This window comes from Flavobacterium daemonense (assembly GCF_007341385.1).
Classification (GTDB): Bacteria; Bacteroidota; Bacteroidia; order Flavobacteriales; family Flavobacteriaceae; genus Flavobacterium; species Flavobacterium daemonense.
This window is the reverse complement of record NZ_VJYD01000002.1, coordinates 493,238-517,716: the sequence shown is the minus strand read 5'-3', so window position 1 is coordinate 517,716 and position 24,479 is coordinate 493,238. Positions and strand designations below refer to the sequence as shown.

At 35.3% G+C, this 24,479-nt stretch carries 21 protein-coding genes; 7 read left to right on the top strand and 14 right to left on the bottom strand.

Annotation, left to right across the window (positions count from 1 at the left end; all coding sequences use genetic code 11):
• The first annotated feature begins 32 nt into the window (after nt 1-32).
• Nucleotides 33-3,197, top strand: coding sequence for an efflux RND transporter permease subunit (locus tag FND99_RS04535; protein WP_144336789.1), 3,165 nt, complete (start codon nt 33-35; stop codon nt 3,195-3,197).
• Nucleotides 3,190-4,557, top strand: a complete 1,368-nt coding sequence (locus FND99_RS04530; RefSeq protein WP_144336788.1) for an efflux transporter outer membrane subunit — start codon at nt 3,190-3,192, stop codon at nt 4,555-4,557. The genes FND99_RS04535 and FND99_RS04530 overlap by 8 nt, the downstream gene beginning before the upstream one ends.
• Before the next feature lie 130 nt (nt 4,558-4,687).
• Here FND99_RS04530 and FND99_RS04525 read toward each other — a convergent pair whose 3' ends face one another.
• The 3 genes from FND99_RS04525 to FND99_RS04515 all read right to left on the bottom strand — a co-directional run bounded on the left by FND99_RS04525 (nt 4,688) and on the right by FND99_RS04515 (nt 7,061).
• Nucleotides 4,688-5,098 (bottom strand): BrxA/BrxB family bacilliredoxin, encoded by a 411-nt coding sequence (locus FND99_RS04525; protein WP_144336787.1) that lies wholly within the window; start codon nt 5,096-5,098, stop codon nt 4,688-4,690.
• Between the two features lie 220 nt (nt 5,099-5,318).
• A complete protein-coding gene (locus FND99_RS04520) occupies nt 5,319-5,750 on the bottom strand; it encodes an ArsR/SmtB family transcription factor (RefSeq protein ID WP_144336786.1) in 432 nt (143 codons plus the stop codon).
• 150 nt (nt 5,751-5,900) lie between these two features.
• Nucleotides 5,901-7,061: a lycopene cyclase family protein gene (locus tag FND99_RS04515; protein WP_144336785.1), complete on the bottom strand. Its 1,161-nt coding sequence runs from the start codon at nt 7,059-7,061 to the stop codon at nt 5,901-5,903.
• Between the two features lie 141 nt (nt 7,062-7,202).
• Here FND99_RS04515 and FND99_RS04510 point away from each other — a divergent pair, with 141 nt between their 5' ends.
• Both FND99_RS04510 and FND99_RS04505 read left to right on the top strand, forming a co-directional pair.
• The gene (locus tag FND99_RS04510; protein WP_144336784.1) at nt 7,203-8,024 is read left to right on the top strand and encodes a DUF6492 family protein; all 822 of its coding nucleotides are present in this window, start codon (nt 7,203-7,205) and stop codon (nt 8,022-8,024) included.
• 187 nt (nt 8,025-8,211) lie between these two features.
• Complete coding sequence (locus tag FND99_RS04505) at nt 8,212-9,366, top strand: glycosyltransferase (protein WP_144336783.1); 1,155 nt, start codon at nt 8,212-8,214, stop codon at nt 9,364-9,366.
• Here FND99_RS04505 and FND99_RS04500 read toward each other — a convergent pair.
• The 5 genes from FND99_RS04500 to FND99_RS04480 form a co-directional block, all read right to left on the bottom strand.
• Entirely contained in the window at nt 9,344-10,540 is a 1,197-nt protein-coding gene (locus tag FND99_RS04500; protein WP_144336782.1) for a glycosyltransferase, read from the bottom strand. The two genes, FND99_RS04505 and FND99_RS04500, sit on opposite strands and share 23 nt — an antisense overlap.
• A gap of 318 nt (nt 10,541-10,858) precedes the next feature.
• Nucleotides 10,859-11,323: a thioredoxin family protein gene (locus tag FND99_RS04495; protein ID WP_144336781.1), complete on the bottom strand. Its 465-nt coding sequence runs from the start codon at nt 11,321-11,323 to the stop codon at nt 10,859-10,861.
• A gap of 154 nt (nt 11,324-11,477) precedes the next feature.
• Nucleotides 11,478-13,730, bottom strand: a complete 2,253-nt coding sequence (locus FND99_RS04490; protein ID WP_144336780.1) for a TonB-dependent receptor — start codon at nt 13,728-13,730, stop codon at nt 11,478-11,480.
• 265 nt (nt 13,731-13,995) lie between these two features.
• Nucleotides 13,996-14,904, bottom strand: coding sequence for an NAD(P)/FAD-dependent oxidoreductase (locus tag FND99_RS04485; RefSeq protein ID WP_144336779.1), 909 nt, complete (start codon nt 14,902-14,904; stop codon nt 13,996-13,998).
• 11 nt (nt 14,905-14,915) lie between these two features.
• On the bottom strand, nt 14,916-15,269 hold the full coding sequence (locus tag FND99_RS04480; RefSeq protein ID WP_144336778.1) for a MerC domain-containing protein: 354 nt from the start codon (nt 15,267-15,269) through the stop codon (nt 14,916-14,918).
• Between the two features lie 94 nt (nt 15,270-15,363).
• Between FND99_RS04480 and FND99_RS04475 the strand changes: the two genes are divergently transcribed.
• From FND99_RS04475 to FND99_RS04465, 3 genes are all read left to right on the top strand, one after another.
• Nucleotides 15,364-15,756 carry a Fur family transcriptional regulator gene (locus tag FND99_RS04475; RefSeq protein ID WP_144336777.1) on the top strand — a complete coding sequence of 131 codons (393 nt, stop codon included), beginning with the start codon at nt 15,364-15,366 and terminating at the stop codon, nt 15,754-15,756.
• 75 nt (nt 15,757-15,831) lie between these two features.
• Entirely contained in the window at nt 15,832-17,700 is a 1,869-nt protein-coding gene (locus tag FND99_RS04470; protein ID WP_144336776.1) for an Nramp family divalent metal transporter, read from the top strand.
• Between the two features lie 89 nt (nt 17,701-17,789).
• Nucleotides 17,790-18,443, top strand: coding sequence for a metal-dependent transcriptional regulator (locus tag FND99_RS04465; protein WP_144336775.1), 654 nt, complete (start codon nt 17,790-17,792; stop codon nt 18,441-18,443).
• Between the two features lie 149 nt (nt 18,444-18,592).
• Here FND99_RS04465 and FND99_RS04460 read toward each other — a convergent pair whose 3' ends face one another.
• The 6 genes from FND99_RS04460 to FND99_RS04435 all read right to left on the bottom strand — a co-directional run bounded on the left by FND99_RS04460 (nt 18,593) and on the right by FND99_RS04435 (nt 24,388).
• Nucleotides 18,593-18,991, bottom strand: a complete 399-nt coding sequence (locus FND99_RS04460; RefSeq protein ID WP_144336774.1) for a hypothetical protein — start codon at nt 18,989-18,991, stop codon at nt 18,593-18,595.
• A 170-nt stretch (nt 18,992-19,161) separates the two neighbouring features.
• Nucleotides 19,162-19,944 carry an enoyl-CoA hydratase/isomerase family protein gene (locus FND99_RS04455; protein WP_144336773.1) on the bottom strand — a complete coding sequence of 261 codons (783 nt, stop codon included), beginning with the start codon at nt 19,942-19,944 and terminating at the stop codon, nt 19,162-19,164.
• A 10-nt stretch (nt 19,945-19,954) separates the two neighbouring features.
• Nucleotides 19,955-21,370: an ATP-binding protein gene (locus FND99_RS04450; protein WP_144336809.1), complete on the bottom strand. Its 1,416-nt coding sequence runs from the start codon at nt 21,368-21,370 to the stop codon at nt 19,955-19,957.
• Between the two features lie 260 nt (nt 21,371-21,630).
• On the bottom strand, nt 21,631-22,179 hold the full coding sequence (locus FND99_RS04445; protein ID WP_144336772.1) for a CopD family protein: 549 nt from the start codon (nt 22,177-22,179) through the stop codon (nt 21,631-21,633).
• An 85-nt stretch (nt 22,180-22,264) separates the two neighbouring features.
• Nucleotides 22,265-23,284 (bottom strand): ferrochelatase, encoded by a 1,020-nt coding sequence (gene hemH / locus FND99_RS04440; RefSeq protein ID WP_144336771.1) that lies wholly within the window; start codon nt 23,282-23,284, stop codon nt 22,265-22,267.
• Nucleotides 23,285-23,515: 231 nt separating this feature from the next.
• Complete coding sequence (locus FND99_RS04435; RefSeq protein ID WP_144336770.1) at nt 23,516-24,388, bottom strand: helix-turn-helix domain-containing protein; 873 nt, start codon at nt 24,386-24,388, stop codon at nt 23,516-23,518.
• Nucleotides 24,389-24,479: the final 91 nt, after the last annotated feature.

The window sequence follows — 24,479 nt, the reverse complement described above, 5'->3', positions numbered from 1 at the left end:
CTGTACTAACTAAATAATTTAGAAACATCATTATGGGAGAATTTTTTGTTAGACGACCAATTGTGGCCATGGTAATCAGTATCATTATTATTATACTCGGATTACTGGCTTTACAGAAAACACCAGTAGCGCAATATCCAGACATTGTTCCTCCGTTAGTAAAAATTACTACATCTTTTACAGGAGCAAATGCCATAAACGTAGAACAAGCTGTTGCTACACCAATTGAACAGAAAGTAAATGGTGTAGAAAATATGCTGTACATGAAATCTATCAACACTTCTGACGGAGCGCTTACTGTCGAAGTAACTTTTGATGTAGGTACAGATTTGGATAACGCCAACATGCTTACGCAGAATAAAGAAAAGCAAGCCGAACCGTTTTTACCACAAAGTGTTAAACAACAAGGTGTTTCTATTAAAAAATCACTATCGTTTCCGATGATGATTTTTACCATAACTTCATCAGATCCAAAATATGATGGTGTTTTCCTGAACAACTACGCGTTTATCAATGTAATCGACGCTCTTGCCAGAATAAAAGGTGTGGGTGACTGTTACCTTTTTGCCGGAAGTGAATATTCGATGAGGATTTGGCTTCAGCCGGGCAAAATGAGCAGTCTTGGAGTTACAGTCGATGAAATCAAAAAAGCATTAAACGATCAGAACATGATCACGCCGGGAGGAAAATTTGGTGCTGAACCAGCTCCCGTTGGAACAGATTTCACTTATAGCGTAACACTTCAGGATCGTCTTGTAACTCAAAAACAATTCTCTGAAATTATTGTAAAAAGTAAAGAAGATGGATCAAAAGTACTGCTTCGCGATATTGCCCGAATTGAACTTGGAACTGAAAACTACAGTTCGACTTCTCGCAGAAATGGCAAGCCAACAGCAGCGATAGGAATATTCCAAATGCCAGGAAGTAACGCACTTGACGTTGCCGCAAAAGCGAAAGCTGCAATGGAAGAAATTTCCAAAAGATTTCCAGATAAGGTTGAATATCAAGTTTCGCTGGACACTACAACGGCAATTACCGCTGGGGTTGAAGATATCCTTCATACACTTGTTGAAGCTATTATATTAGTAATCCTTGTTGTATTTATCTTTCTTCAAAACTGGCGCGCCACTTTGATTCCGCTGATTACCGTTCCGGTGTCATTGATTGGAACCATTGCGGTTTTCCCAATGTTAGGATTTTCAATAAATACACTCTCACTACTAGGACTTGTACTCGCAATTGGTATTGTTGTCGACGACGCCATTGTGGTTGTAGAAGCGGTTGTGCATCATATCGAACATGGCAAAACACCGCGGGAAGCAACGATTCAAGCCATGAGAGAAGTTTCTGGTCCTGTAATTGCGATTGCCTTAATTTTGATTGCCGTGTTTGTTCCCGTAGCGATGACGCCCGGAATTACTGGTCGTTTTTATCAGCAATTTGCCATAACCATTGCCGTTTCGGTTGCATTCTCGGCATTTAGTGCCTTGTCACTCAGTCCAGCGCTCTGTGCAATGCTTTTAAAACCCACAAAACCTGTAGAAGAACAAACCGGTTGGCTAGCTAAATTTTTTGCCGGCTTTAACAGAATCTTCGAAAAAGTAACAGGAAAATATATCACTGGCGCTACATTTTTTGCAAAAAAAGCAATACGAATAGTTGTTTTGTTAGCCGTTATTTTGGTCGCTGTTGTTTTTTTAGGCAAAAAAGTACCAGCAGGATTTATTCCCGAAGAAGATCAAGGGTATGTTTTGGTTAACGTAGCAAGTCCGCCAGCTTCTTCATTGCAGCGAACAGATGAAGTTACCAGAAAGATAGAATCTATTTTAGCAAAAGAAGAAACATTAGATTGTTATACAACCATTAACGGATACAGTTTATTAACGAGTTCTTATTTGCCTGCAAATGCATTCATCTTTGTTGGATTAAAACCTTGGGAAGAAAGAACGCTTACAGCCAAACAAATAGCTGATAAACTGAATGCTCAATTTGCAACTCAAATTACGAGTGCTACGGTTATGGCTTTTGGACCACCGGCGATCCAAGGATTAGGAGCTTCAGCAGGTTTTAGTATGATGCTTCAGGATAGAGGTGGAAATACACCTCAATATCTAGCGCAACAAACTCAAGCCTTCATTGCCGAAGCGCAAAAACGTCCTGAAATTAAAAGAATTTACACCACTTATAATGCAGGAACTCCTCAAATTAAATTAGAAATTGATAATGACAAAGCCATGAAATTGGGCGTACCTGTTTCAAAAGTTACCGAGGTGTTGGGAACATTTTTAGGAGGAACTTATGTAAACGACTTCAACCGTTTTGGCCGTCAGTACAAAGTATATTTACAGGGAGAAGCCGTTGACCGTGTTAAGCCAGAAAATCTAAATCTCATTTATGTCAAAAATGATAAAGGCGATATGTTGCCAATATCAACTTTAGTAACAACAACAAAAGTCTCGGGCCCTGATTTTACGAATCGTCTTAATTTATTTAGGTCGGCAGAAATTGGAGGCGCGCCAAACGACGGCTACAGTAGTGCGCAAGCTCTAGACGCTTTAGAAGAAGTCGCAAAAGCAACCCTACCATCTGATATGAGTTACGATTACATCAACTTGTCTTATCAAGAAAAACATTCTCCAGGTGGAGGAATGGTATTTGCCATGGCATTAGTCTTTGTGTTTCTAATTCTTGCCGCACAATACGAAAGCTGGAAATTACCGTTCAGTGTATTGCTTGGAGCACCTTTCGCTGTTTTTGGTGCCTTTTTAGGACTGTTTTTAGCAAGGTTTGGAAGTGATGCATATGTCAACAATGTATTTGCCCAAATTGGCCTCGTATTGTTAATTGGATTAGTTGCCAAAAATGCCATTCTGATTGTGGAGTTTGCCAAAGAAGAATACGAAAAAGGAAAACCGCTTTACGAATCGGCAATGGTTGCGGCCAAACTTCGTTTCCGACCAATTCTAATGACTGCATTTGCATTTATACTTGGAGTAGTTCCTTTATTAACTGCCACAGGAGCCGGTTCACAAGCCCGTATTGTAATGGGAATGGCGGTATTCAGCGGAATGTTAATTGCCACCGTTCTGGGTGTATTAATTGTACCTGGTCTATTTGTAATGATTGAAAACATCGGAAAAAAGAAAGAGGATGATACAATCGATAATGTGGAACCAAATACTACAGACCATGATTAAGAGACATAAAATAATCGTCGTTATATTTATTCTCCTACTTTTCCCTGTGGGTTGTATGGTTGGACCAAAATATAGCAAACCTGAACAGCAAAAATCAGATTCTTATAAAAACGAAAGAAACCTAGACAGTCTGGCAAATGTCACCAATCTAAAATGGTTTGATCTGTTTAATGATGATGTTTTGAAAGATCTGATTAAAAAAGGATTGGAAAACAATTACGACTTAAAAATCGCTGTTTCCAGAATTGATCAGCTTCGCGCCGAATTAGGCTATGCTAAAGCCGATTTGTTTCCGACATTTCAATATGGAGCAACGATAAACAGCAACAAGAAAAACTTAACGCCTTCAAATGCCGGAGCAAGCATGTCTTGGGAGCTGGATTTTTGGGGGAAATACCGTCATGAAAACAATGCTGTACAGGCCGAACTCTTAGCTACTGAAGAAGCCCGTAAAGTTGTGCTTTCAGATATCGTAAGCAATATAGCTTATGCTTATTTTCAAATGCGAAACCTTGATGAACAACTGGAAATTACAAAGTCAACACTTGCAACAAGGGAGAAATACTATAACATTATAAACCAAAGGTTTCAAAGCGGTTATATTTCTGAAGTTGATAAAGTACAGATTGAACAACAAGTTGCAATTGCTGAAGCCGCGATTCCGAATATTCAAAGACAGATAACGTACCAAGAAAATGCAATTGCATTGCTTACTGGTCAACTTCCTACTGAAATTCCGCGAGGAAAAAGCAATACTGAATTGCGTATTGTCAGCGAAATTCCACTTTCACTTCCGTCTGCGTTATTAGAAAACAGACCTGATGTTAAAGCTGCCGAATTACGATACAGAGCTGCTAATGAAAGAATTGGCGTAGCTCAAGCAATGCGTTTTCCGTCTCTGAATTTAGCTGCAATAGCAGGATTTGCAAGTGCCGACTTAAGTAATTTATTTTTAGGAAGTTCTTATCTACAAAATGCATCGGCAGGAATCGCAGGTCCGATATTTGCTTTTGGAAAAAACAAAAGAAGAGTCGAAATCAACAGACAACAAGCAGAGCAATTCAAATTTATTTATCAAAAAACCTATATTGGCGCCGTTTCAGAAGTAGAACAATCGATACAAAATGTCAAAACTTACAAAGAAGAATGGCAAGCCCGCAACAGACAAGTTCAGGCAGCTTTGATAAACTTTAACCTTTCCCGCGAAAGATATGACAGTGGCTACGTTTCTTACCTAGAGGTTTTAGATGTAGAAACCAACTTATTCAATGCACAATTGAGTCTAGCACAATTATCTGAAAGACAATTGAGCTCAATGGTTGAATTGTATAAAGCACTTGGCGGGGGATGGAGCTTATGAGGCTCAAAGGTTCATAGAGGCAAAGGTTCAAAGGTTTCTCAGTATATTATAAAAAACAAAAAAGCACTATAAAAATAGTGCTTTTTTAATCTTTGTACCTCTGTACCTTTGCTTCTTTGAACCTAAGGAATTAACAGAATTCGTTAAACGCATCTTGCAAATTCTCAGCGATCATTTCAGCTGGGCGTCCTTCAATGTGGTGACGCTCTAACATGTGAACCAATTCTCCGTTTTTGAACAAAGCCATAGATGGCGATGATGGAGGAAAAGGAAACATATGTTGTCTTGCAGCGTCAACAGCTTCTTTGTCAACACCAGCAAAAACTGTAATAAGATGATCTGGTTTTTTAGCGCCTTCTAAACTCATTTTTGCTCCCGGACGTGCATTTCTAGCAGCACAACCGCAAACAGAGTTTACAACAACTAAAGTGGTACCTTCAGCTTTGATAGCATTTTCAACAGCTTCAGCACTATGTAAATCTTGAAAACCAGCAGAAGTTAATTCAGCTTCCATAGGTTTTACCATTTCTTGTGGATACATATTGTTTATTTTTAAATTTTACTTTTGAACTGCAAAGTTACAAAGTTTACCCGCAACTACTTAATTTGAAGTATAAAGTTTTGTTATAGTTCGATTGATATTTTATACATTGGCAAATTGCGCGGAGATTTGACAGATTTAAGCAGATAAACGCAGATCTTTTATAAACTTTCGCAATGAGATCATCAAAAACAAATGTGCTGTAGCAAGTTCTAGGTTTTTAAACCGCGATTTGATTTCCTTTTTTATCCGGAAACTGATAATTATACTTTTTCAAATGGCTATTTGCGCCTTTCGATTTACGTGTGGTGGCCAAAATAGTAGTCTTTTTTTCCTCTGATATTTCAATCGTTGAAAGATAACTCGATAAGTACGTTTTAAGTGTTTGAATTTTATCAGCCTCGATCGAGTAAATTATTTTCTTTCCCTGATGTTTTACCTTTAGAAGATTTGCCTTTTTTAATTCGAGTAAATGTTTTGATATTGTTGATTGCGCGAGCGGAATCAATTCGACAATTTCGCCGCAAGTTCTACAATCCCTTTTCCATAATATTGTCATTATCTGGATTCTGACAGGATGCCCAAGTGCTTTGCAGATTTTCCCTATCGCATCTGTTTCTAGATCAAATTTTAAACGCTTAGATGTTCCCATAAATCTATTAATTCTTTCTTTTATCGTAAAAAATCGATATTATTTTAGAATCAACAAATCTAGATATCCGCGCATTGTTTTAATTCTCAAAAAAGCCATTAAAATAAGCAGATAAGACACTTAAAGTTGAAAGCCAAACCAGAACCACTTCTACTTGAAAATAACTCGAAATAAAGCTTTTATAAACGGAACCTTCGGACATTTCATAATCACTTGAAAATCTTCAAATAAGTTTGTTTCCTCATCTAAAAACTTCAGAATCAAATTAGGATTTCCTTTTTTGAATAAAGAAGAAAAAATCGAACTTCCTAATTCATTGTGGCGATACAGAATGTCCAAAAGCAATAAATCATAAAACCAAAACCGGCTTTTTTTATGAAACGCTTTCATTTTTAAATTTTCATTTTGAAGAAAAGAAACCAATTCCGACGATTTTTTATCCGAATTTTTAAAAGTATAACCCGTACTTGCTTTTGTCCATCCGCCAGCGGTGCCAATATTTAAAACTCTTTTTGTGTTTTTCTTCCAAAAAGGATAGCATGTCATTGGGATACTTCCCTGCTCATTTTCAAGAATTTCAAATTGATTTACACCGAGTTTTTCCAAGTAAATTTGGATTTCATTTTCGTATTCTTCTTTCGGAAGGAGATTGCCTGAGAACAAAGTATATTCAACCAAAGCTTCGGTTTCAGAAGTTGGCAAGACGTACATAAATCGTGTATTTTCTTTTTGTACTACCGAAAAATCCATAAAAGTTACTTTTTCAGAATCAAAAACGGCAGCTTCTGTTTTTACAAACCAGCCAATAAAATGCTGCTGCAAAACCGGATATTTATTTTGACTTTCGGCGAAAGCCTTTGCATAAATGCTGTTGAATAAATAATTGCAGGTATATCGGTTTTCTTCTGTTCCGACAAAAACATGCGTTTCGAGTTCGTTGATATCGGTTACTTTTTCGTTTAAAAAAGTAATATTGGTTTCTTTTGAAATCGTTTCAAAAACAAAATCATAAAAATCCAAACCTTTGATTTTGCAATATGAATAAGGCTTGATCGTTAAATCACGATTAAAATTTTCATTGGCAAATAAAGCCAAATCCCATTTTTTAGAAATAACCGAATTCCAGACTGAGTCTTCTTTTTCCCAAAAACACCAAGTTCTGTCGTTGGTTTTCTTTATGTCTTTATCCAACAATAAAATCGATTTATTTGAGAATTCCCCCGATAAAACCATTTTGTAAATCGTCATTAAAGCCGCCAGACCAGTTCCTGTAAAAATGTAGTCGAAATGTTTGATTTGAGAAGAATTCATTCTCAAAAATAAGAAATTTTATTTGTTCTGTTTTTCCAAAAAAAACTTAAAACCGCAAAACAATTGTTATTTCATATTGCCGTTTGTTTAAAATAGCATTTAATTCTATCTTTAATATTTTAAAAACGTAACTTCTCTGCCATGCATAAACTAATTCTTTTCGTCAAGACGTATGAGCCTGATTTTAAAACAGCTTACAAACTCCTGGATTCGATTGATAAGTTTAACAAAGACAATATTCCGGTTGTGATTTCGGTAAATGATGATCATTTTGATCTATTAAGAAAAGACTGTTTTGAAAAGTATAGAGTATATCGCGATTCTGAAATTATCAAAACTACAATTACTAATGGCTGGCGTTATCAGCAAATCATAAAATGCAATGTTCACAAATTAAATATCTGCGAAAATTACCTTGCCATCGATTCTGATTCGGAGTTTATCAGGGATTTTTATTTTTCCGATTTTATGTATGATGAAAATACACCTTATACGGTGATGCAGGAATCAAAAGATTTGCTTGAGATGACAGAAAGAGTCAAAATGGATTCTGAAAATCTGTTTTTCAAAAGAGCGCTGCGAGATACGCGTTCGTTTTTTGGCAACAAAGGCAAAGAATGGGATTATGGCCCAAATCCCTACATCTGGAATTGCAAAGTTTGGGAACATTTTAATGATGTTTTTCTAAAAGAAAGAAATCAAAATTTTGATGAATTTTTTACCGAAATTGACAAGAAAAGTTATTCTCCATCTGATTGTGTAATTTATGGCGAATATTTGCTGAAAACAAGATTGATCGACATACTTCCAATTGGAAGCCTTTTTAAAGTTTACCATTACAAAGAGCAATATGAAATTGAAATGGATCTTTTAAGCATCAAACAACTTAGCAAAATTTATCTTGGTGTTATTTATCAAAGCAATTGGATGCAAAAGAAAAAAAAGTGGTACCAATTTTTTTAAAGAAGTAAAAGCAAACCCAATTCTACAGAAAACCTTAAAATGATTCCAAAAGATTTAAAACCCAAGAAATTCAACGAGCTGTAATGAAAAAATTCAGCAATGAATCGCATTTTGAGCAAATGGACGAACATTTTCTCAAAACAGTCTGATTGTTATTACATTAATTTCACAAAAAGTCATTTTACCTATGAAAGTTTTATATTTCTATCCCGAAAATCCGTTAAACAAAACACAAGGAAATAATGCAAGAGCCTTAAAATTATTAGAATATTTTAGAGACAGAAATGTAACAGTTGATTTTGTCAGCATACCAACACCAACATATAATGAAGATGAAATCAATAAACTTAAAGAACAAAATCTGATTTCAAAAGGTTTTTTACTGCCAATGTTTATTAGGAAGAAAAATCAAATACGTTACTTATTCTTTTATTCACTTCCTAGCAGCCTTAAGCTAAAAATTGGATTATATGACAGAACCCGATTAAATCATGTCAAAGCTTTTAATGCTATTTTAAAAGCAAATGAATATGATATTATTTTGATTTCGTATATCTATTGGTCAAAATTAGTCAAGAACAGCCCAAACATTAAAAATACCAAATTAATGATTGATACGCATGACTTTTTAACCTCTCAATTTCAAAAACAAAAAAGATTTAAATTGGGTAGATTCTTTCAAAAAGAAATAGAAATCTTAAGCCGTTTCGATAAAATTTTGGTAATTTCTCCAGAAGAAAAATATCTTTTTTCTCAATTTATTGATAAAGAAATAGCACTCGCAACTCATGCGCTGCCATCAAATAAAAATTCTAAAACGGCTCCAAAATATGACTTGGTTTATGTTGCCAGCGACAATGACCACAATATCAATGGTGCCAACTGGTTTTTTAGCAATGTTTATCCTTTGCTGTCAAAATCTATAAAAATTGCCGTGATTGGAAAAATCAACAAACATATTGGCGAATTCGCTAATGTTGAAAAAATCAGTTTTATTGAAGATCTGAATGACGTTTATCGTCAGAGCAAAATTGCTATATGCCCAATGTTGAGCGGTACAGGAATCAAGATTAAAGTGATCGAAGCTTTGTCTTTTGGCATTCCGGTGGTTTGCAACGAAAGAGGTTTAGATGGTTTGCTCAACAAAACCAATAATGGATGTTTGGTTTCAAATAATCCAAATGAATTTGCGGGCTACATTCATCAATTATTAAACGATGAAAACTTTTACAATACAATTAGTTCAGAAGCAACTTCGTTTTTTGACAAACACCACAGTATTGAAGCAAACTATAAAGCACTAGATGAAGCATTCGGAATTACAAGCAATCAAGCGAATTAAATACGGACTCTAAAGCTTGAATTGAAAATGGCTCAAGACTTTTCTCTGAATTTTGCTGTAATTCGAGCCAGAGCGCTTTATCATTGTACAAATCGACTATTGCAGATGCAAAATCTTTTTCATTGTCATAAATTAAAGCGTTTTTTTCATGAACGAGATTCATTCCCTCTGCACCAATAGACGATGTAATTACGGGCAGAAAATATTCAAAAGCTTGTCCTACTTTCCCTTTTACGCCAGCTCCGTAACGCAAAGGCGCGATCATCATTTTGTTTTTGGTAAAAAGTGGCTTTATATCTGAAATATAGCCATGAAAAACAAATCTTGAATCATCAATTTTTTTAATTTTTTCATTGACATTCCCAATAATATTGACTTTTATGGAATTGTCGTATTTCCAAACAATTGGCATTATTTCATGGTACAAATAATAAACAGCGTCAATATTTGGTTCGTGCTGCGAGCCAATAAAAAGAATGTCTTTGCGCTTTTCAAAAGGAAGCGCTTCCTCTTTATTGATTTTTTTATAATGAATATTTGAAATGGTAATCAATTTTTCTGGTTCTACATATTTTGACATAATCTCCTTTTCGATATCCGAAATAGTTGCGATAAAATCTACATTTCGAGACAGTTTTGTCTCAATATATAAAAATTTCATGTAGTTTTTTCGGAGGGAAATTCGTTTTGGATCGATGTTAATTCCTCTTTTATAGCGCAAAAAGTGAATGTCGATCATATCAAAAATTGTTTTCGAATCGGGAAGAATCTGAAGCACTTTGCTCAAATTATAATTCAAGCTTCTTGCGCCGAAAAACCAGACTAAATCGACTTTCGGAACCGTTTTTATAAAATCAAAATATGTATTGAATTCATTATTTTCGACATACACAATAACACCCAAATCACTGAAATAGTTGACATAGTAGTTCATCCTAAAGGTATTTTTTGAACAAATGATGCAGTTGTAGCCTTTAGCCTTAAAAAACAAAATGATTTCTTTAAGTCTGTTTGAACCCGAATCATGTTCAGGCGTGAGCATATAAATGCTGAAAAAAACAATAGTTTTATTTGATGGATTATAAGTATCGTAATTTGGTATAGATTGATCGTCCTGGCTCTTAATAACTTCTTTTCTTTTACAGAAGCGCTTAATATTTTTAAGTATCCCCATATTTTCCTCGTTGAATATGCTAAAAGCTGTCAAAAATTAACAACTGCTAAAGCTTAATTTGGCTATTATCTCAATGTCAATTGTAAAAAATTCAGAATCTATTATAAATAAAAACTCACTTTTTATTTTTTTTATTATCCGAAAAACATGAAAAATTGTAAAATCAATAACTTACAGAACTTACTTAGCTGATTATCAACAGTATTTAATTTCACTCAGCTTTCAACTAATTTACAAATAAATTTCAAAAATAATTGTACCTCAACAGATTATCTTTAAAACTTTATTAACGAACAGCTTTGGCGATCAAGACGTTTTTTACAGAAGAAGTTTTTCCAAAAGAATTTTAAAATCCTTAATACTCAAATAGTTGTTGTATTGTAGCATAATTTCGTTTTTCTCATTCAAAACGCACAAAACCGGATAGGTAATCTGATTATTAATTGTTCCGAGTTGTAGCGCCAGTTCATGAACTCCAACATTATTTCCCGAGGGCTGAAATTTAAAAACGTGATTATTAAAAGTAATCTCTCTTTTTTCTTCAGCATTAAAATCAACGAAATAGAAATCGGAGTTTAGTTTTTCGATAATTTCCTGATTTTTAAATGTTGTCGCTTTCATTCTTTGGCAAAACTGGCACCAATCAGTATGAATGAAAACAATTATTTTTCGTTTTTGAATTTGCTGCAGCTTTTCAATTTCTTCAAAAGAATTGCTTTTCAGCTGACAAAAAACTGTCGCTGAAATTCCCAAGAAGAATATTAATAGATATAGCTTTTTCATTTGTTTTTTGTTTTGCCACTGATTGCACAGATTAAGAGGATTATTTGGTTTCGTGCAAAATTTTCCGCCACGAATTTCACGAATTAGCACAAATTCAATAATATCCATTCGCTAAAAATTTGTGTTAATTCGTGAAATTCGTGGCGAAAAAAAATCAGCGTAAAGTATATCGAAATCCTAAAAACCCACGAATCGTCTGATTTTGTCCATAAACATAAGTCGTGTCAAAAGTCAAACCATACGGATTATCAGGCGTTACCAAAACTTTCCCATTTGAATCATATTGCACATTTTTATCAAAAGGATCGTTGGTTCTCGAAATCAAAAACGGATTATTTTGCATAGGCGTAAAATTTAGCAAGTTTTTGATTCCGCCATAAAGTTCAAAATTCCTCAAACCCGTAAATGTAAACTGAATATTCTGAATGCTGTACCAAGGTGAATTTGGACTTCTCGGATCGGTTTCGCTCAACAGTGGCAATTTCATCGGACTGTAAACATTCCCGGTATAATCAAGTAGTAAATTCCAAGGTTGTATTTTGTATGAAATACTCCAAGTTGCCGTGAAATTCTCTGTTAGAAAAGGTCGTTCAGAAATTCCGTTCTGCACATTTTTATTATCCAAAAACGTTGCGCCCACAATAAACTTTAACCCAGACGGAAAATTAAGATCAACATTTGTGCTTATTCCTTGGCTTAATGCATATCCGTCGATATTATCGTAAATTATCTTATTTGGGTCACTTTCATAGTCAGAAATGATTTTATTGCTAAAACGCGTATAAAAAGCCGTTGTTTCGATGCCCATAAAAGTTCCGTTGCCAAAGTTTATTTTCTGAATATAATTCAAATTCACATTTATTGATTGTTCGGGTTTCAAATCATTTGCAATTACAACATCTCTCGAACCCGTCAACGCGGCATGATCTTCGGTAAATAAGTTCACCACCCGAAATCCGGTTCCGGCATTTAATCTAAAAATCGTGTTTTCATTGGCTTTGAATCGATAAGCAAATCTCGGAGTAAAAATCGAACCGTGAATCGAATTGTAATCATATCGCATTCCCAGCAAAACTTGGCTTTTTGGAGAAAATGTAATTTCGTCCTGAACAAAAATTCCCGGAAGCCAAGTATTTTCAGCTTCTTTTGTCGCCGTCGTATTATCGTCATAATAAGAATATCGACTAGCAATTCCGGCCAATAAATCATTTCTGCCGATTTTTTTATCCCAAGTCAGTTGCAGAAAACCAATTTTCTGATTCGCGATATACGAAGTTGTTCCGTAACGGCTGTCTTGATAATGCACATTTCCAGAAAACGAAAGCATCAGTTTTTCTTCAAATGGCAATTGATAACTTCCAATCAATTCGGCTCTTTTGGTATAAATACTTTCGCCATAAATTTCGTCGCCTCCACGGAATTTCTTTTCCCAACGTACATCTCCGCCCCAGCGATCTTCATACATTCCGCGCGCTGCAATCGTAAAAAGACGATTATTATTTCGTAGAAAACTCCATTTATTAAAAACCGAAATTCGGTCAGAAAGCGTCACATCCGTAAAATTGTCTTTGTCTTTATCAATAACCTGATTGTAATTGAAATAATTGATGCCTAAAAGCGCTTTCGCTTTTTTTCCCACATTGAATTTCATTCCGAGATCAAGATTGTTTTCGAAATAAGTTGTCGTAAAATAATCGGCAGAAAACATTGGAGCGTTTATTGGACTTTTGGTAATAATGTTGATCAAACCGCCAACCGCTTCACTGCCGTAAAGTGACGACGCCGGACCTTTTACGATTTCTATTCGTTCGACCAAAGAATTCGGAATTCCGGATAAACCGTAAACCGTCGAAAGACTGCTCACAATTGGCATTCCGTCAATCAAAACCAAAGTATAAGGGCCTTCCAATCCGTTGATGTGAATATCGCCCGTGTTGCAGACACCGCAATTCAACTGTGGCCGAACGCCATTTATATTTTGAAGCGCATCATAAATACTTGGCGTCGGATTTTTTTTGAAGAAAACCGGAGAATAAACCTCAACCGGAACCGCGCTTTCTAATCTTTTTACAGGTTTTAAAGTTCCTGAAACTACAACTTCATTAAGTTCGTTTTGGTCTTCAGTCAATTCAAAATCAAGACTTAAATTTTGATTTTCCAAAACCGAAATTTTTTGGGTTATTGTTTTGAATCCTGTCGAGGTTACATGTATTTTATAACTTCCGTTCGGAACATTTTCTAATTTATAAAAACCCAAAGAATCAGCTTGTGTTTTAAAGTTTGTATTTAACAAACTTATATTAATTTCCTGTCCAACAGGAATTAGTCCGTCAATTTTTCCTGATATATTTTGTGAGTAAAGGCGTGTAGCAGAAATTATTAATATTGTCAAAAATAAATATTTCATTGTATTAAAATTAATTTTAGACAAAACTAAAAATTAAATTTGACAAACATTATCTTTAGGTGAAATAATTTTAAACGGATTGAATTCAATGTGTTAGATTTTTATTTAAACACATAGAAACATAGATTTTTTTTTAAAATCTGAAATAAAGATTATTGAAAAAGCTAGCTTTCATACATAGTCCCGAAGCATTGGGATGTGTTAATGCAAGTGAAACGCCTTTCAACAGTGTGATAGACTATGTTTCTATGTGTTTAAAATTTCATCAAGCAAAATCTTCATCAACAAGATCTTTATTTATAACCGCTCCGGCGAAAGAACCAGTAGAAATTGCAATCGCCACAGATCGCATTTGAGTGGTGCAATCTCCACTCGCATAAATTCCCTGAATATTTGTTTTTTGCATGGCATCGACTTTTAATAAACCTTGTTCATTTATATCGCACCCTAAATTTGCTGGTAATGAACAATGTTGTTCGAATGGCGGTCTAGCATAAATGGCTTTTACTTCAACTTTTTCCTGATTTTTGAAAACGATATTCGAAACATATCCTTCATTATGTTCAAACGAATCTATTTCTTCTTCAAAAATTGAAATACCTTTTTTCTTCAGAATTTGAGTTTGTTCCAAAGTCAAATCTGATTTTCCATTTGTGCACAATCTCAAATCTTTCGTCCAGTTTGAGATTAATTTAGCGTATTCAAAAGCCATTTCGCCATTTGCAATAATCGCTGTTTTTTCGTTTTTCACTTCATAACCATGACAATACGGACAATGCAAAACCGAAATCCCCCAACAATCTGCAAAACCTTTTATCTCCGGAAACAAATCTTTGACTCCGCTTGCGAACAAGATTTTGCGTGAATTGAAAGTTTCACCAGATTCAGTTACAACTTCAAATCCTTTGTCTTTTTTGATTGCTTTTACAGCAAATCCGTTATAAAAATGAACGGTTTTGTAAAAATCAACTTGTAATTTGGCTTTCGCCGAAATAACCGCCGGCTTTTCACCATCTTGCGTAATGAAATTATGAGAATGAGGTGTTTGTCTGTTGCAAGGCAAACCGCTGTCGATCACCAAAACTTGACGAAGGGAACGTCCCAAACTCATTGCTGCAGAAAGCCCACTATAACTTCCGCCAATGATAATCACTTCAAAATCTTTCTGTTTCATAATCTTATTTTTTAATGATTTTCTTTTTTGTGTAACTTGTAATTCAACAAATGTCCAATGATCATTCCGATTCCTCCTAAGTAAATTAGATCAAGATGCATCTCAAAAACTATTTCACTCAAAATACTGATCCAAATTAGACTCATCGAAACAACCAAAATTGACGACACCAAAAGCGATGATTTTTTTATAATTTTGATTACTGCAAATAAACCGAAAGAAGCAAAAATCAAATCGATTATTGGATTGTGAATTAGTCCTAAAGGAAGGATGGTCAAAATAGGAAAAAGCAAACAATGGACAAGGCAAAATGTCGCGCTTGAGATCCCTAAAATATCATAAAAAGATGCCGTTATTTTCTTCATATTTTTCTATATTTGCTTAATGCAATTTAGTTGCAAATATATCACAATTTTATCAATTGCAACATTGTTGCGATAAAATTTTTAATTTAAAAAAATGAAAGCTACACGCAACACCACAGCAAAGACAGCCGTTTTAGAGATTTTTGAGAAATCAAAGACCGCATTATCACATTCAGAAATTCAAAAACAATTGAACGATGTTTGCGATCGCGTCACCATTTATAGAATTCTTGACCGTCTAGTTAATGATGATATTGTGCACAAAATTTCCAACCTCGACGGAACGGTAAAATACGCAAAATGTAACCATTCTAATCAGCGTGTTCACATACACAACCATGCTCATTTTAGCTGTGAAAACTGCCACGAAATTACTTGCCTCGAAAATGTAAAACCGAGTTATATTATGCCTCATAATTACAAAGTGAAAGAGATCAATTTTACTTTGTCTGGATTGTGCCCGAATTGTTTGAATTCTAACATCTAAGTTTTAGACTCGCCTAAAAATATTGTTATACGAATATGATTTTTCTATATATTTGTTAAAACAACATTTTTTAAAATGACCAAATCTTTAGAAGAAGTAAACCAATCGGTTGCTACAGAACATAAAAAAACCGGATTCAGGAAAATTTTAGCCTTTTTGGGTCCCGCCTACTTAGTCAGCGTGGGATATATGGATCCCGGAAACTGGGCGACAGATATTGCCGGCGGAAGCCAATTTGGTTATACGCTTGTCTGGGTTTTATTGATGAGTAACTTAATGGCGTTGCTTCTGCAGAGTTTAAGCGCGCGTCTGGGAATCGTGACACAACGCGATCTCGCACAAGCTTCACGAGAAACCTATTCAAAATACATCAATTACATTTTATATTTTCTGGCAGAAATAGCCATTGCCGCCTGTGATCTAGCCGAAGTACTCGGAATGGCGATCGGAATTAATCTTTTATTTGGAATTCCATTGCTTGAAGGTGTTTTAATTACCGTTCTGGACACTTTCCTCCTATTGTTCTTAATCAATAAAGGAATTCGTAAAATGGAAGCATTCATAATCGCTTTAGTTGCGATTATTGGGTTTTCATTCATTTTCGAAATGATTTTTGCCGAACCAGAAATTCATAAAATCATCAGCGGACTTGTTCCTTCTATTCCAAATTCGGCTGCCTTGTACATCGCAATCGGAATTATTGGAGCCACTGTAATGCCTCACAATCTTTATCTGCACTCGTCTTTGGTGCAAACCAGAAAATTTGATCGAACGCCAGCCGGAATCAAGCAAGCGTTGAAATACAACTTAATCGACTCTACAATTGCATTAAATTTAGCCTTTTTCGTAAACGCCGCAATTTTAATTTTGGCGGCAGCTACCTTCCATAAAAACGGAATGTTTGAAGTCGGTGAAATTCAAGATGCTCACAAATTTCTAGAACCTTTATTAGGAAACAAATGGGCTCCGAGATTATTTGCAATTGCCTTAATCGCCGCAGGACAAAGTTCAACCGTAACGGGAACGCTAGCTGGACAAATCGTTATGGAAGGTTATTTGCATTTGCGTATTCAACCTTGGGTACGACGCATTATAACGCGCTTAATCGCCATCGTGCCGGCCTTAGTCGTGATTTATATCTATGGCGAAAGCGTTACAGGAAAATTATTGATTTTGAGCCAAGTCGTTTTGAGTCTTCAATTAGGATTTGCTATTATTCCGCTAATTCATTTCGTAAGCGACAAATCAAAAATGAATGGATTCCATATTTCAAGAACCACACAAATTCTTTCCTGGATTATCGCTTCAATCATTGTTTCGCTGAATGCAAAATTAGTTTACGACGAAATTACGTCATGGCTTGAAAATTCAAATCATCCAGTGGTTCTTTGGTTTACCGTTGTTCCGCTAGCTTTTGGGTTCTTGGCTTTACTTTTATACATCGTTTTCAAACCTTTTATTGCAAAAGCAAAATTGAAAACCGTCAATCATTCGCCTCATAATCTGAAACTTCAATTTACACCAAAAGAAAGCCACAGCATTCAAAACATTGCGATTTCTGTCGATTTTTCAAAAGCTGATGAAGCTGCTTTAAACAAAGCTTTTGAATTGGGCGGAAACGAAACACAATACACGCTAATCCACATTGTAGAAACCGTCGGTGCATTAATGTACGGCGTAAACGTTCATGATCATGAAACCACAATAGATGAAAAATTATTATTAGAATATCAAGATATGCTTTCGAAAAAAGGATTCAAAATCAAAACCGAGCTTGGATTTGGAAAACCCAACAATGTAATTCCGAAAATCATAAACGAAGGCAATTTTGACATTCTCGTCATGGGAACCCACGGCCATACTGGATTAAAAGATATTCTTTTTGGTACAACCGTAGATAAACTGCGACATAAAATTTCGATACCTTTGTTGATAGTAAAATAGTTGCTAAGGTTCTAAGATGCTGAGATTTTATTTTGGAATCTTTAAACTTAGAACCTCAGTATCTTAGAACCTTAGAATCTTTAAAAAAAATGACTTTTTCAGAAGAAAACTACTTAAAATCAATATACCACCTCACGGCAGCTTTAGAAACCGAAGTGAGCACAAATGCTATTGCTGAAATGATGGAAACGAAAGCATCATCGGTTACTGATATGCTTAAAAAGCTGGCAGAAAAGGATTTAGTGAATTATAAAAAATACCAAGGGGTTTCGTTGACCGAAAACGGAAAACTTGCTGCTAAAATGATTGTTAGAAAACATCGTTTATGGGAAGTTTTTTTAGTTGAAAAACTAAATTTCAGCTGGGATGAGGTTCATGAAATTGCCGAACAATTGGAACACATCAAATCGGAACAATTGATTAACCGTTTGGATGATTTTCTAGGAAATCCGACAGAAGATCCACACGGCGACCCGATTCCAGACGCAAATGGACGAATAATTAAAATCGAAAAACAGCTTTTGTCTGAATTAGAAGAAAGTCAAACGGGAGTTTGTGTAGGCGTAAAAGACACTTCTTCTGAATTCCTGAAATATCTGGACAAACAAGGAATTGCTTTGGGGTCTAAGATCGAATTTCTCTCTAAAGAATCCTTCGATTTATCTGTCCGAATTAATGTTGACGGCAAGGAATTGTCGATTTCTAATAAAATCGCTTCAAATTTGTTTGTGAAGCTGGTTTAAGGTTATTTCGCAAAGATTCACCAAAAGTTTCGCAGAAAAACACAAAGACTTATGCTTTTGTCAGGCTGAGCGAAGTCGAAGCCCGTTTGCTGAATCACTTTGCGGGGCTTCGACTTCGCTCAGCCTGACAAAAAAGTAACTTAAATTATTTACACAATCCCCTTCTCAATCATTTCCAGCATTACTGGCGAAGCATTTTTAAATGTCGGAGGTTGTTCGATAATACTTCCGGCGTTCTTTTTATTTACTTTGAACGTAACGTCGTTGTCTGTTGTAAATAAAAGTGCTGTTAAGAAAGGCTTTTTGATGTAAGTTCCTAAAATCATCAAAGCTTCATCTAAAGTATGAATGCTTTCGATTTCTTCTGTTTTATAACGGGAAGTCAATGAAATAGAGAATGTATTGTCTTCATTCAGAACAAGTCTGAAATAGATGTTTTTTATTTCGGTGTCGCCCATAGTTTTTGCCAAAGTCAATTTTGCGAAAGTTCCGTTTTGGATGCTTTCTTTAACTCGTTCACAAAAAAGGGCAAATATTGGTTCGTACATTTTTTTTAAAGGTGCTAAGGTTCTGAGATGCTGAGGGACTAAGATTTTACAATCTTTGTCTATTATTTTAACCGCAAAGGTCGCAAAGATTTACGCAATGTTCGCTAAGTTTTTAAATTTTCTTGCGTGCTTTGTGTAATCCCTTGCGACCTTTGCGGTTAGAAAAAAAATTATTTTCCTGTAAATTCAGCTTTACGTTTTTCTAAAAATGCCGTGGTTCCTTCTTTAAAATCCTGTGTTCCGAAACATTTTCCGAATGATTTAATTTCGGTATCAAATCCGTTTTTGCCATCTTCAAAATTAGCGTTGATTGCTTTAATTGCTTTTGCGATTGCAAACGGAGCATTTTTAATGATTTTTTGGGCAATAGTAGTTGTAAACGATAGAAGTTCTGTTTGAGGTACAACATGATTTACCAAACCGTATTGTTTTGCTTCTTCAGCAGAAATCATCGCTGCAGTCATAATCATTTCCATTGCACGTCCTTTTCCAACTAATTGCGGCAAACGTTGTGTTCCACCGTAACCCGGAATCAAACCTAAAGTCACTTCTGGCAATCCCATTTTTGCATTGTCTGAAGCTACTCTAAAATGACAAGCCATTGCTAATTCTAATCCGCCTCCAAGTGCAAAACCATTTACTGCTGCAATTACCGGTTTTTTAAGATTTTGGATAAAATCAAATAACAATTCCTGACCTTCCGCCGCTAATTGTGCGCCTTCAACAATTGTATAATTTGCAAATTCCGAAATATCGGCTCCGGCTACAAAAGCTTTTTCACCGCTTCCAGTTAAAATTATCGCGCGAACATCATCATTTTTGCTCAATAATTTGATTGCTTTACTCAGGTCACTGATGGTTTCTTTGTTTAAAGCATTCAATTTAGCCGGTCTGTTGATTGTAATTGTTGCAATTTTTTCTTCAATAGCAATTAAAATATTTTCGTAATTCATGACGCTGATTTTATGAGTTTGTAATAGGCAAAGAAACCCTAAAAGTGGTGCCTTTTCCGTAAGTTGACTCAAAGGTAATTGTTCCTTTGTAATTTTCTATAATGTTTTTTATAATTCCGAGTCCAAGTCCCATACCGCTGGTTTTAGTGGTGAATTTTGGTTCGAAAATTCGGCCGATATCTTGTTTCTGGATTCCAATTCCGTTGTCTTTTACGTCAATTTCAACATTGTTATTTATTCGTTTAACCGAAACAACTATTGATTTTTGAAACTGGCTTTCCGGAATGGCTTGTGTTGCATTTTTAACCAAATTGGTAATCACACGAATCAATTGCGTACGATCCATTTTAGAAATAATTTCTTCTTCTTCTTTTTCAAAGACAATATAATCTTCGTTGAAAATATCCAAAGCCAATTCGACAACCTCAACAACATTCAAGGTTTCGTTTTGCTGCGCCGGCATCGAAGCAAAGTTCGAAAACGCCGAAGCTACCGCCGTCATCGTATCAATTTGCTGAATTAAAGTTTCTGAGTAATCATTCATTTTCTGTTTGACATCAGGAGCTGAAGGATCAAACTTTCTCTGGAAACTTTGAACCGTCAAACGCATCGGCGTAAGCGGATTTTTAATTTCATGCGCTACCTGTTTTGCCATTTCACGCCACGCTTCTTCACGCTCGCTTTGCGCTAATTTTATGGCGCTGGTTTCGAGTTTGTCCACCATTCCGTTATAGGCTTTAATCAGAAAGTTGACTTCTTTACTATTCGCTTCTAATACAATTTTCTCATTTTTCTGATCCAAATTGGTTTCTTCTAAACGGTCTGAAATTGTTTTAAGCGACTTTGTGATATAAGTTGAAAGGAAATAAGCTAATCCAAAAGCCACAATCAGCATGAAAGAATAGACTTGACTTAAGCGAATTAAAAAGGTATTCAGCTCATTGTCATAATAGCCGTCGTCTTCTAAATAGGGAAGATTCAGGATTCCTAGTGGTTTGAATTTTTCATCTTTGATCAAACTGTACGAAGATCGGTTTTTAACGCCGTCGATCGTTTTAATGTCTACAAAACGCTTTTCAATCGAGGAACGGACTAATTTCAAAATATATTCAGGAATTGGCGGAGGCGCTTTATCAACTGCAAAAGACTCTTTTGACGATTTTAGAAGTTTTCCGTCAAGACTGTAAATATTGATTTCAATTTTGTGAATCTGCGCTAGTTCATGGATTTTATCTTTAAAAATCAAATCCAGATTCTGAGTTTTCAGCGGATAAGTAGTAGTCGAAAGCACATAATTGATATGCTCTTTAACTGCATTTTCTTTTCGTTCTAAACGTTCTTGATGATATTCTTTAGCCTCAGTCTTAAACTGAATAATCGAAATCGAAGCCAATAAAAAAGATGCCACAACAATCAATACAATCATCGACAGGAAAATCCTGGTACGAAGTGAAAGCATTGACATTTTGAAGTTGTTAAACATAATTTTCTTTTTTGCCACGACCCGAGCGATAGCGAACAGGCAAAGCAATTACACGAATTTACGCTAATTATTTTTTTCTGCCACAGATTAAAATGATTAATAGGATTATACTCCTCGCTAAAAAATCATTAAAATCTATTTAATCTGTCGCAAAAAGCATCAAACCTAATTCGTGCTAATTGGTGAAATTCGTGGCAACTTTTTTATTTCTTCTCACGAATACGCTTATAAAAACGGAAACCCAGCATAATTAAAACCGAAAACAATATAATTCCGATTACGCCGAAAATCCAATTGATGGCACTTTTTAAAACTACTAAAAAGACAACGGCAAACAAAATAATCGTTGCGCCTTCGTTCCACAAACGCATAAAATTATTGGAATATTTTACCTCACCTCTTTGCAGTTGTTTAAAAATCTGATGACATTTTCCGTGATATAAATATAAAAGGAAAACGAAACATAATTTCACATGCATCCATGATTGTGTAAGCCAAATATGCCCAGCATCTGTAAAGAGCAACATCCAAAAAGCAAAAATACTCGCCAACACCGCCGACGGCCATGTAATAATGTACCACAAACGATAGGCCATTATTTTATATTGCGCCTGTAGAATTTCTTTTTCTGGCGAAGGTTTTTCATTTGCCTCGATTTGATACACAAACAAACGCACAATATAAAACAAACCCGCAAACCAAGTAATCACAAATATAAGATGCAGTGATTTTAGATAATTGTAATATTCCATTATTATTTTGTTTCAGGTTTCAGGTTTCAGGTTTCAAGTTAATCAACTTTGAGAAAAACTTGAAACTTCAAACCTGAAACAAATATTATTTAGCCCAATCATTAATCCAATTAGAAACTGTCTCGCACCATTCGTCATCGTCATTCAAACACGGAATTGCCAAGAATTCTTCGCCTCCATTTGCTTCAAAATCTTCTTTGGCGCGCATCGCGATTTCCTCTAAAGTTTCTAAACAATCGGTAACGAAAGCTGGGGTTACAACCGCGATTTTCTTGATTCCTCTTGCTGGCATATTGTCAATTTCGACATCGGTATATGGTTCAAGCCATTTATCGCCCGCCAATCTTGACTGGAAAGTCACGCAATATTTGTCTTTTGGAATTCCCAATTGTTCAACAACCAAGCGAGTTGTTTCGTAACAATGTGTTCTGTAGCAGAATTCCGCTTCTGGAGTTCCCACTTCACAGCACATTTCGTTGGTTACGAATTTTTTATGTGATTTTGTTTTGTCAGTTTTGCGCACGTGGCGTTCAGGGATTCCGTGGTAAGAAAACACCAATTGATCATAATCGAAATCACGCAAATGATTTTTGATTGAGTCCGCTACGTTTTTGATGTAATCCGGTTTGTTGAAAAACGCTGGAACATCTGAGAATTTCATGTGAGGGAATTTCGCTTTGCGAATTTCTTCTGCCAAAACTAAAATAGTCAAAGTCGAAGCCATCGCATATTGCGGATAAAGCGGGAAAAGCAAAACTTCTGTCACGCCTTGATCGTGTAACTTCTGTAAACCTTTTTCGATTGTCATTGATCCGTAACGCATTGCCAATTCAACTGGAACATTGGCTAAAGGCTGTACTTTTTTGTGCATTCTTTCAGAAAGGACGATTAAAGGCGAACCTTCTTCCCACCAAATTTTCGAATACGCATGTGCCGATTCTTCTGGTCTTTTTCTTAAAATAATACCGCGAACCAAAAATGCTCTCAATAAATACGGAACGTCGATCACGTATTTATCCATTAAAAATTCGTCTAAATAAGGTTTTACATCTTTTGGTGTTGGACTATCTGGAGATCCTAAGTTTATTAATAATACGCCTTTCATGTTTTTTGCTTTAGGCTTTAAGCACTAGGCTTTAAGCTTTTTATATGTTTTAAAAATTTCGGCAAAAGTAGAACTTGCTTCTTTTGCGAAATATGATAATTATTACTTTTTGATTATTGTTGAATATCGAAAATTGATTTGTTCGTGTAATGGCCCACAGATTATACTGATTTAGCAGATTTTAATTTGTGCTAATTTGTGATCTTGATAGCTATCGGAGTGGCGGAAAACCTATACATTCGCATTTATCGACATCAAATATTTCTTTGGAGTTGTGGCAAACTTTTTCTTAAACGCCGCAATGAAATGACTTCCCGTGCTGTACCCAATTTTAAGTCCAACTTCATTTACATTATAAGAACCGCTGTCCAAAAGTTTTCGAGCGAAATCCATTTTGTAATCGAATAGGAAACCGTAAACTGTATCGCCATAAATTTGTTTGAAACCCATTTTAAGTTTCTTCAAATTCAAGCCAATTTCATCTGCTAGTTCTTGTAATCCTGGCGGTTCAGCCATATTGGCGATGATAATTTCTTTGGCTCTCCGAATTTTTAGAACGTTATCTTCATCAATCAAAAACGGACATTGTTCAGCATTTGGATCTTCTGTTCTGTTGAAATACAGGCTCAACAATTCGTATCCTTTTCCTTTATAATAAAGGTTTTTTATAGACGGATGAAGATTATAATGGAACAACTGACTCAAAACAATTGCCATTGACGGACTGATATTTCCTTCGTTATAATACTTTTTGTCCTTATTATCAGGGCTTAAAAAAGTAATATAATCGGCTTCTGCAGAAAATAGTGCATGAAATTTTTTAATAGAAACAATTACCGAAATCACCCAAGAATTTGGTGCCAATTCTAAATTAAGCGGTAATTCTTTCTGCGGATTGTACAAAAGCAGCGATTTTTCTTCTTTCAATTCTAAAGCATAATTGCCTTGATTGAACAAAAATTTAGCATTGCCTTTTATTCCGAAGTGAAACTGTATCAAGCCAGTACCAATTTCATGCTGCGCATAAAATGGCTCCAAACTATCATTTTGAAAACGGATCAGCGTAAAGTCGTCTTCAATTTTTATAACTTCTTGAGAACTCATAGCGATATTTTTTTGAAACGAAAATCAAAACGAAGTCAAAATGTTATTTAGAATCACTCTAAACTAATTGCTTCAAATGAGTTGATTTTGC

Bases quoted from the DNA above. Each gene is read 5' to 3' on its own strand.
- FND99_RS04535 (WP_144336789.1), top strand. From the start codon at position 33: ATGGGAGAATTTTTTGTTAGACGACCAATTGTGGCCATGGTAATCAGT.
- FND99_RS04530 (WP_144336788.1), top strand. From the start codon at position 3,190: ATGATTAAGAGACATAAAATAATCGTCGTTATATTTATTCTCCTACTT.
- FND99_RS04525 (WP_144336787.1), bottom strand. From the start codon at position 5,098: ATGTATCCACAAGAAATGGTAAAACCTATGGAAGCTGAATTAACTTCT.
- FND99_RS04520 (WP_144336786.1), bottom strand. From the start codon at position 5,750: ATGGGAACATCTAAGCGTTTAAAATTTGATCTAGAAACAGATGCGATA.
- FND99_RS04515 (WP_144336785.1), bottom strand. From the start codon at position 7,061: ATGAATTCTTCTCAAATCAAACATTTCGACTACATTTTTACAGGAACT.
- FND99_RS04510 (WP_144336784.1), top strand. From the start codon at position 7,203: ATGCATAAACTAATTCTTTTCGTCAAGACGTATGAGCCTGATTTTAAA.
- FND99_RS04505 (WP_144336783.1), top strand. From the start codon at position 8,212: ATGAAAGTTTTATATTTCTATCCCGAAAATCCGTTAAACAAAACACAA.
- FND99_RS04500 (WP_144336782.1), bottom strand. From the start codon at position 10,540: ATGGGGATACTTAAAAATATTAAGCGCTTCTGTAAAAGAAAAGAAGTT.
- FND99_RS04495 (WP_144336781.1), bottom strand. From the start codon at position 11,323: ATGAAAAAGCTATATCTATTAATATTCTTCTTGGGAATTTCAGCGACA.
- FND99_RS04490 (WP_144336780.1), bottom strand. From the start codon at position 13,730: ATGAAATATTTATTTTTGACAATATTAATAATTTCTGCTACACGCCTT.
- FND99_RS04485 (WP_144336779.1), bottom strand. From the start codon at position 14,904: ATGAAACAGAAAGATTTTGAAGTGATTATCATTGGCGGAAGTTATAGT.
- FND99_RS04480 (WP_144336778.1), bottom strand. From the start codon at position 15,269: ATGAAGAAAATAACGGCATCTTTTTATGATATTTTAGGGATCTCAAGC.
- FND99_RS04475 (WP_144336777.1), top strand. From the start codon at position 15,364: ATGAAAGCTACACGCAACACCACAGCAAAGACAGCCGTTTTAGAGATT.
- FND99_RS04470 (WP_144336776.1), top strand. From the start codon at position 15,832: ATGACCAAATCTTTAGAAGAAGTAAACCAATCGGTTGCTACAGAACAT.
- FND99_RS04465 (WP_144336775.1), top strand. From the start codon at position 17,790: ATGACTTTTTCAGAAGAAAACTACTTAAAATCAATATACCACCTCACG.
- FND99_RS04460 (WP_144336774.1), bottom strand. From the start codon at position 18,991: ATGTACGAACCAATATTTGCCCTTTTTTGTGAACGAGTTAAAGAAAGC.
- FND99_RS04455 (WP_144336773.1), bottom strand. From the start codon at position 19,944: ATGAATTACGAAAATATTTTAATTGCTATTGAAGAAAAAATTGCAACA.
- FND99_RS04450 (WP_144336809.1), bottom strand. From the start codon at position 21,370: ATGATTGTATTGATTGTTGTGGCATCTTTTTTATTGGCTTCGATTTCG.
- FND99_RS04445 (WP_144336772.1), bottom strand. From the start codon at position 22,179: ATGGAATATTACAATTATCTAAAATCACTGCATCTTATATTTGTGATT.
- hemH (WP_144336771.1), bottom strand. From the start codon at position 23,284: ATGAAAGGCGTATTATTAATAAACTTAGGATCTCCAGATAGTCCAACA.
- FND99_RS04435 (WP_144336770.1), bottom strand. From the start codon at position 24,388: ATGAGTTCTCAAGAAGTTATAAAAATTGAAGACGACTTTACGCTGATC.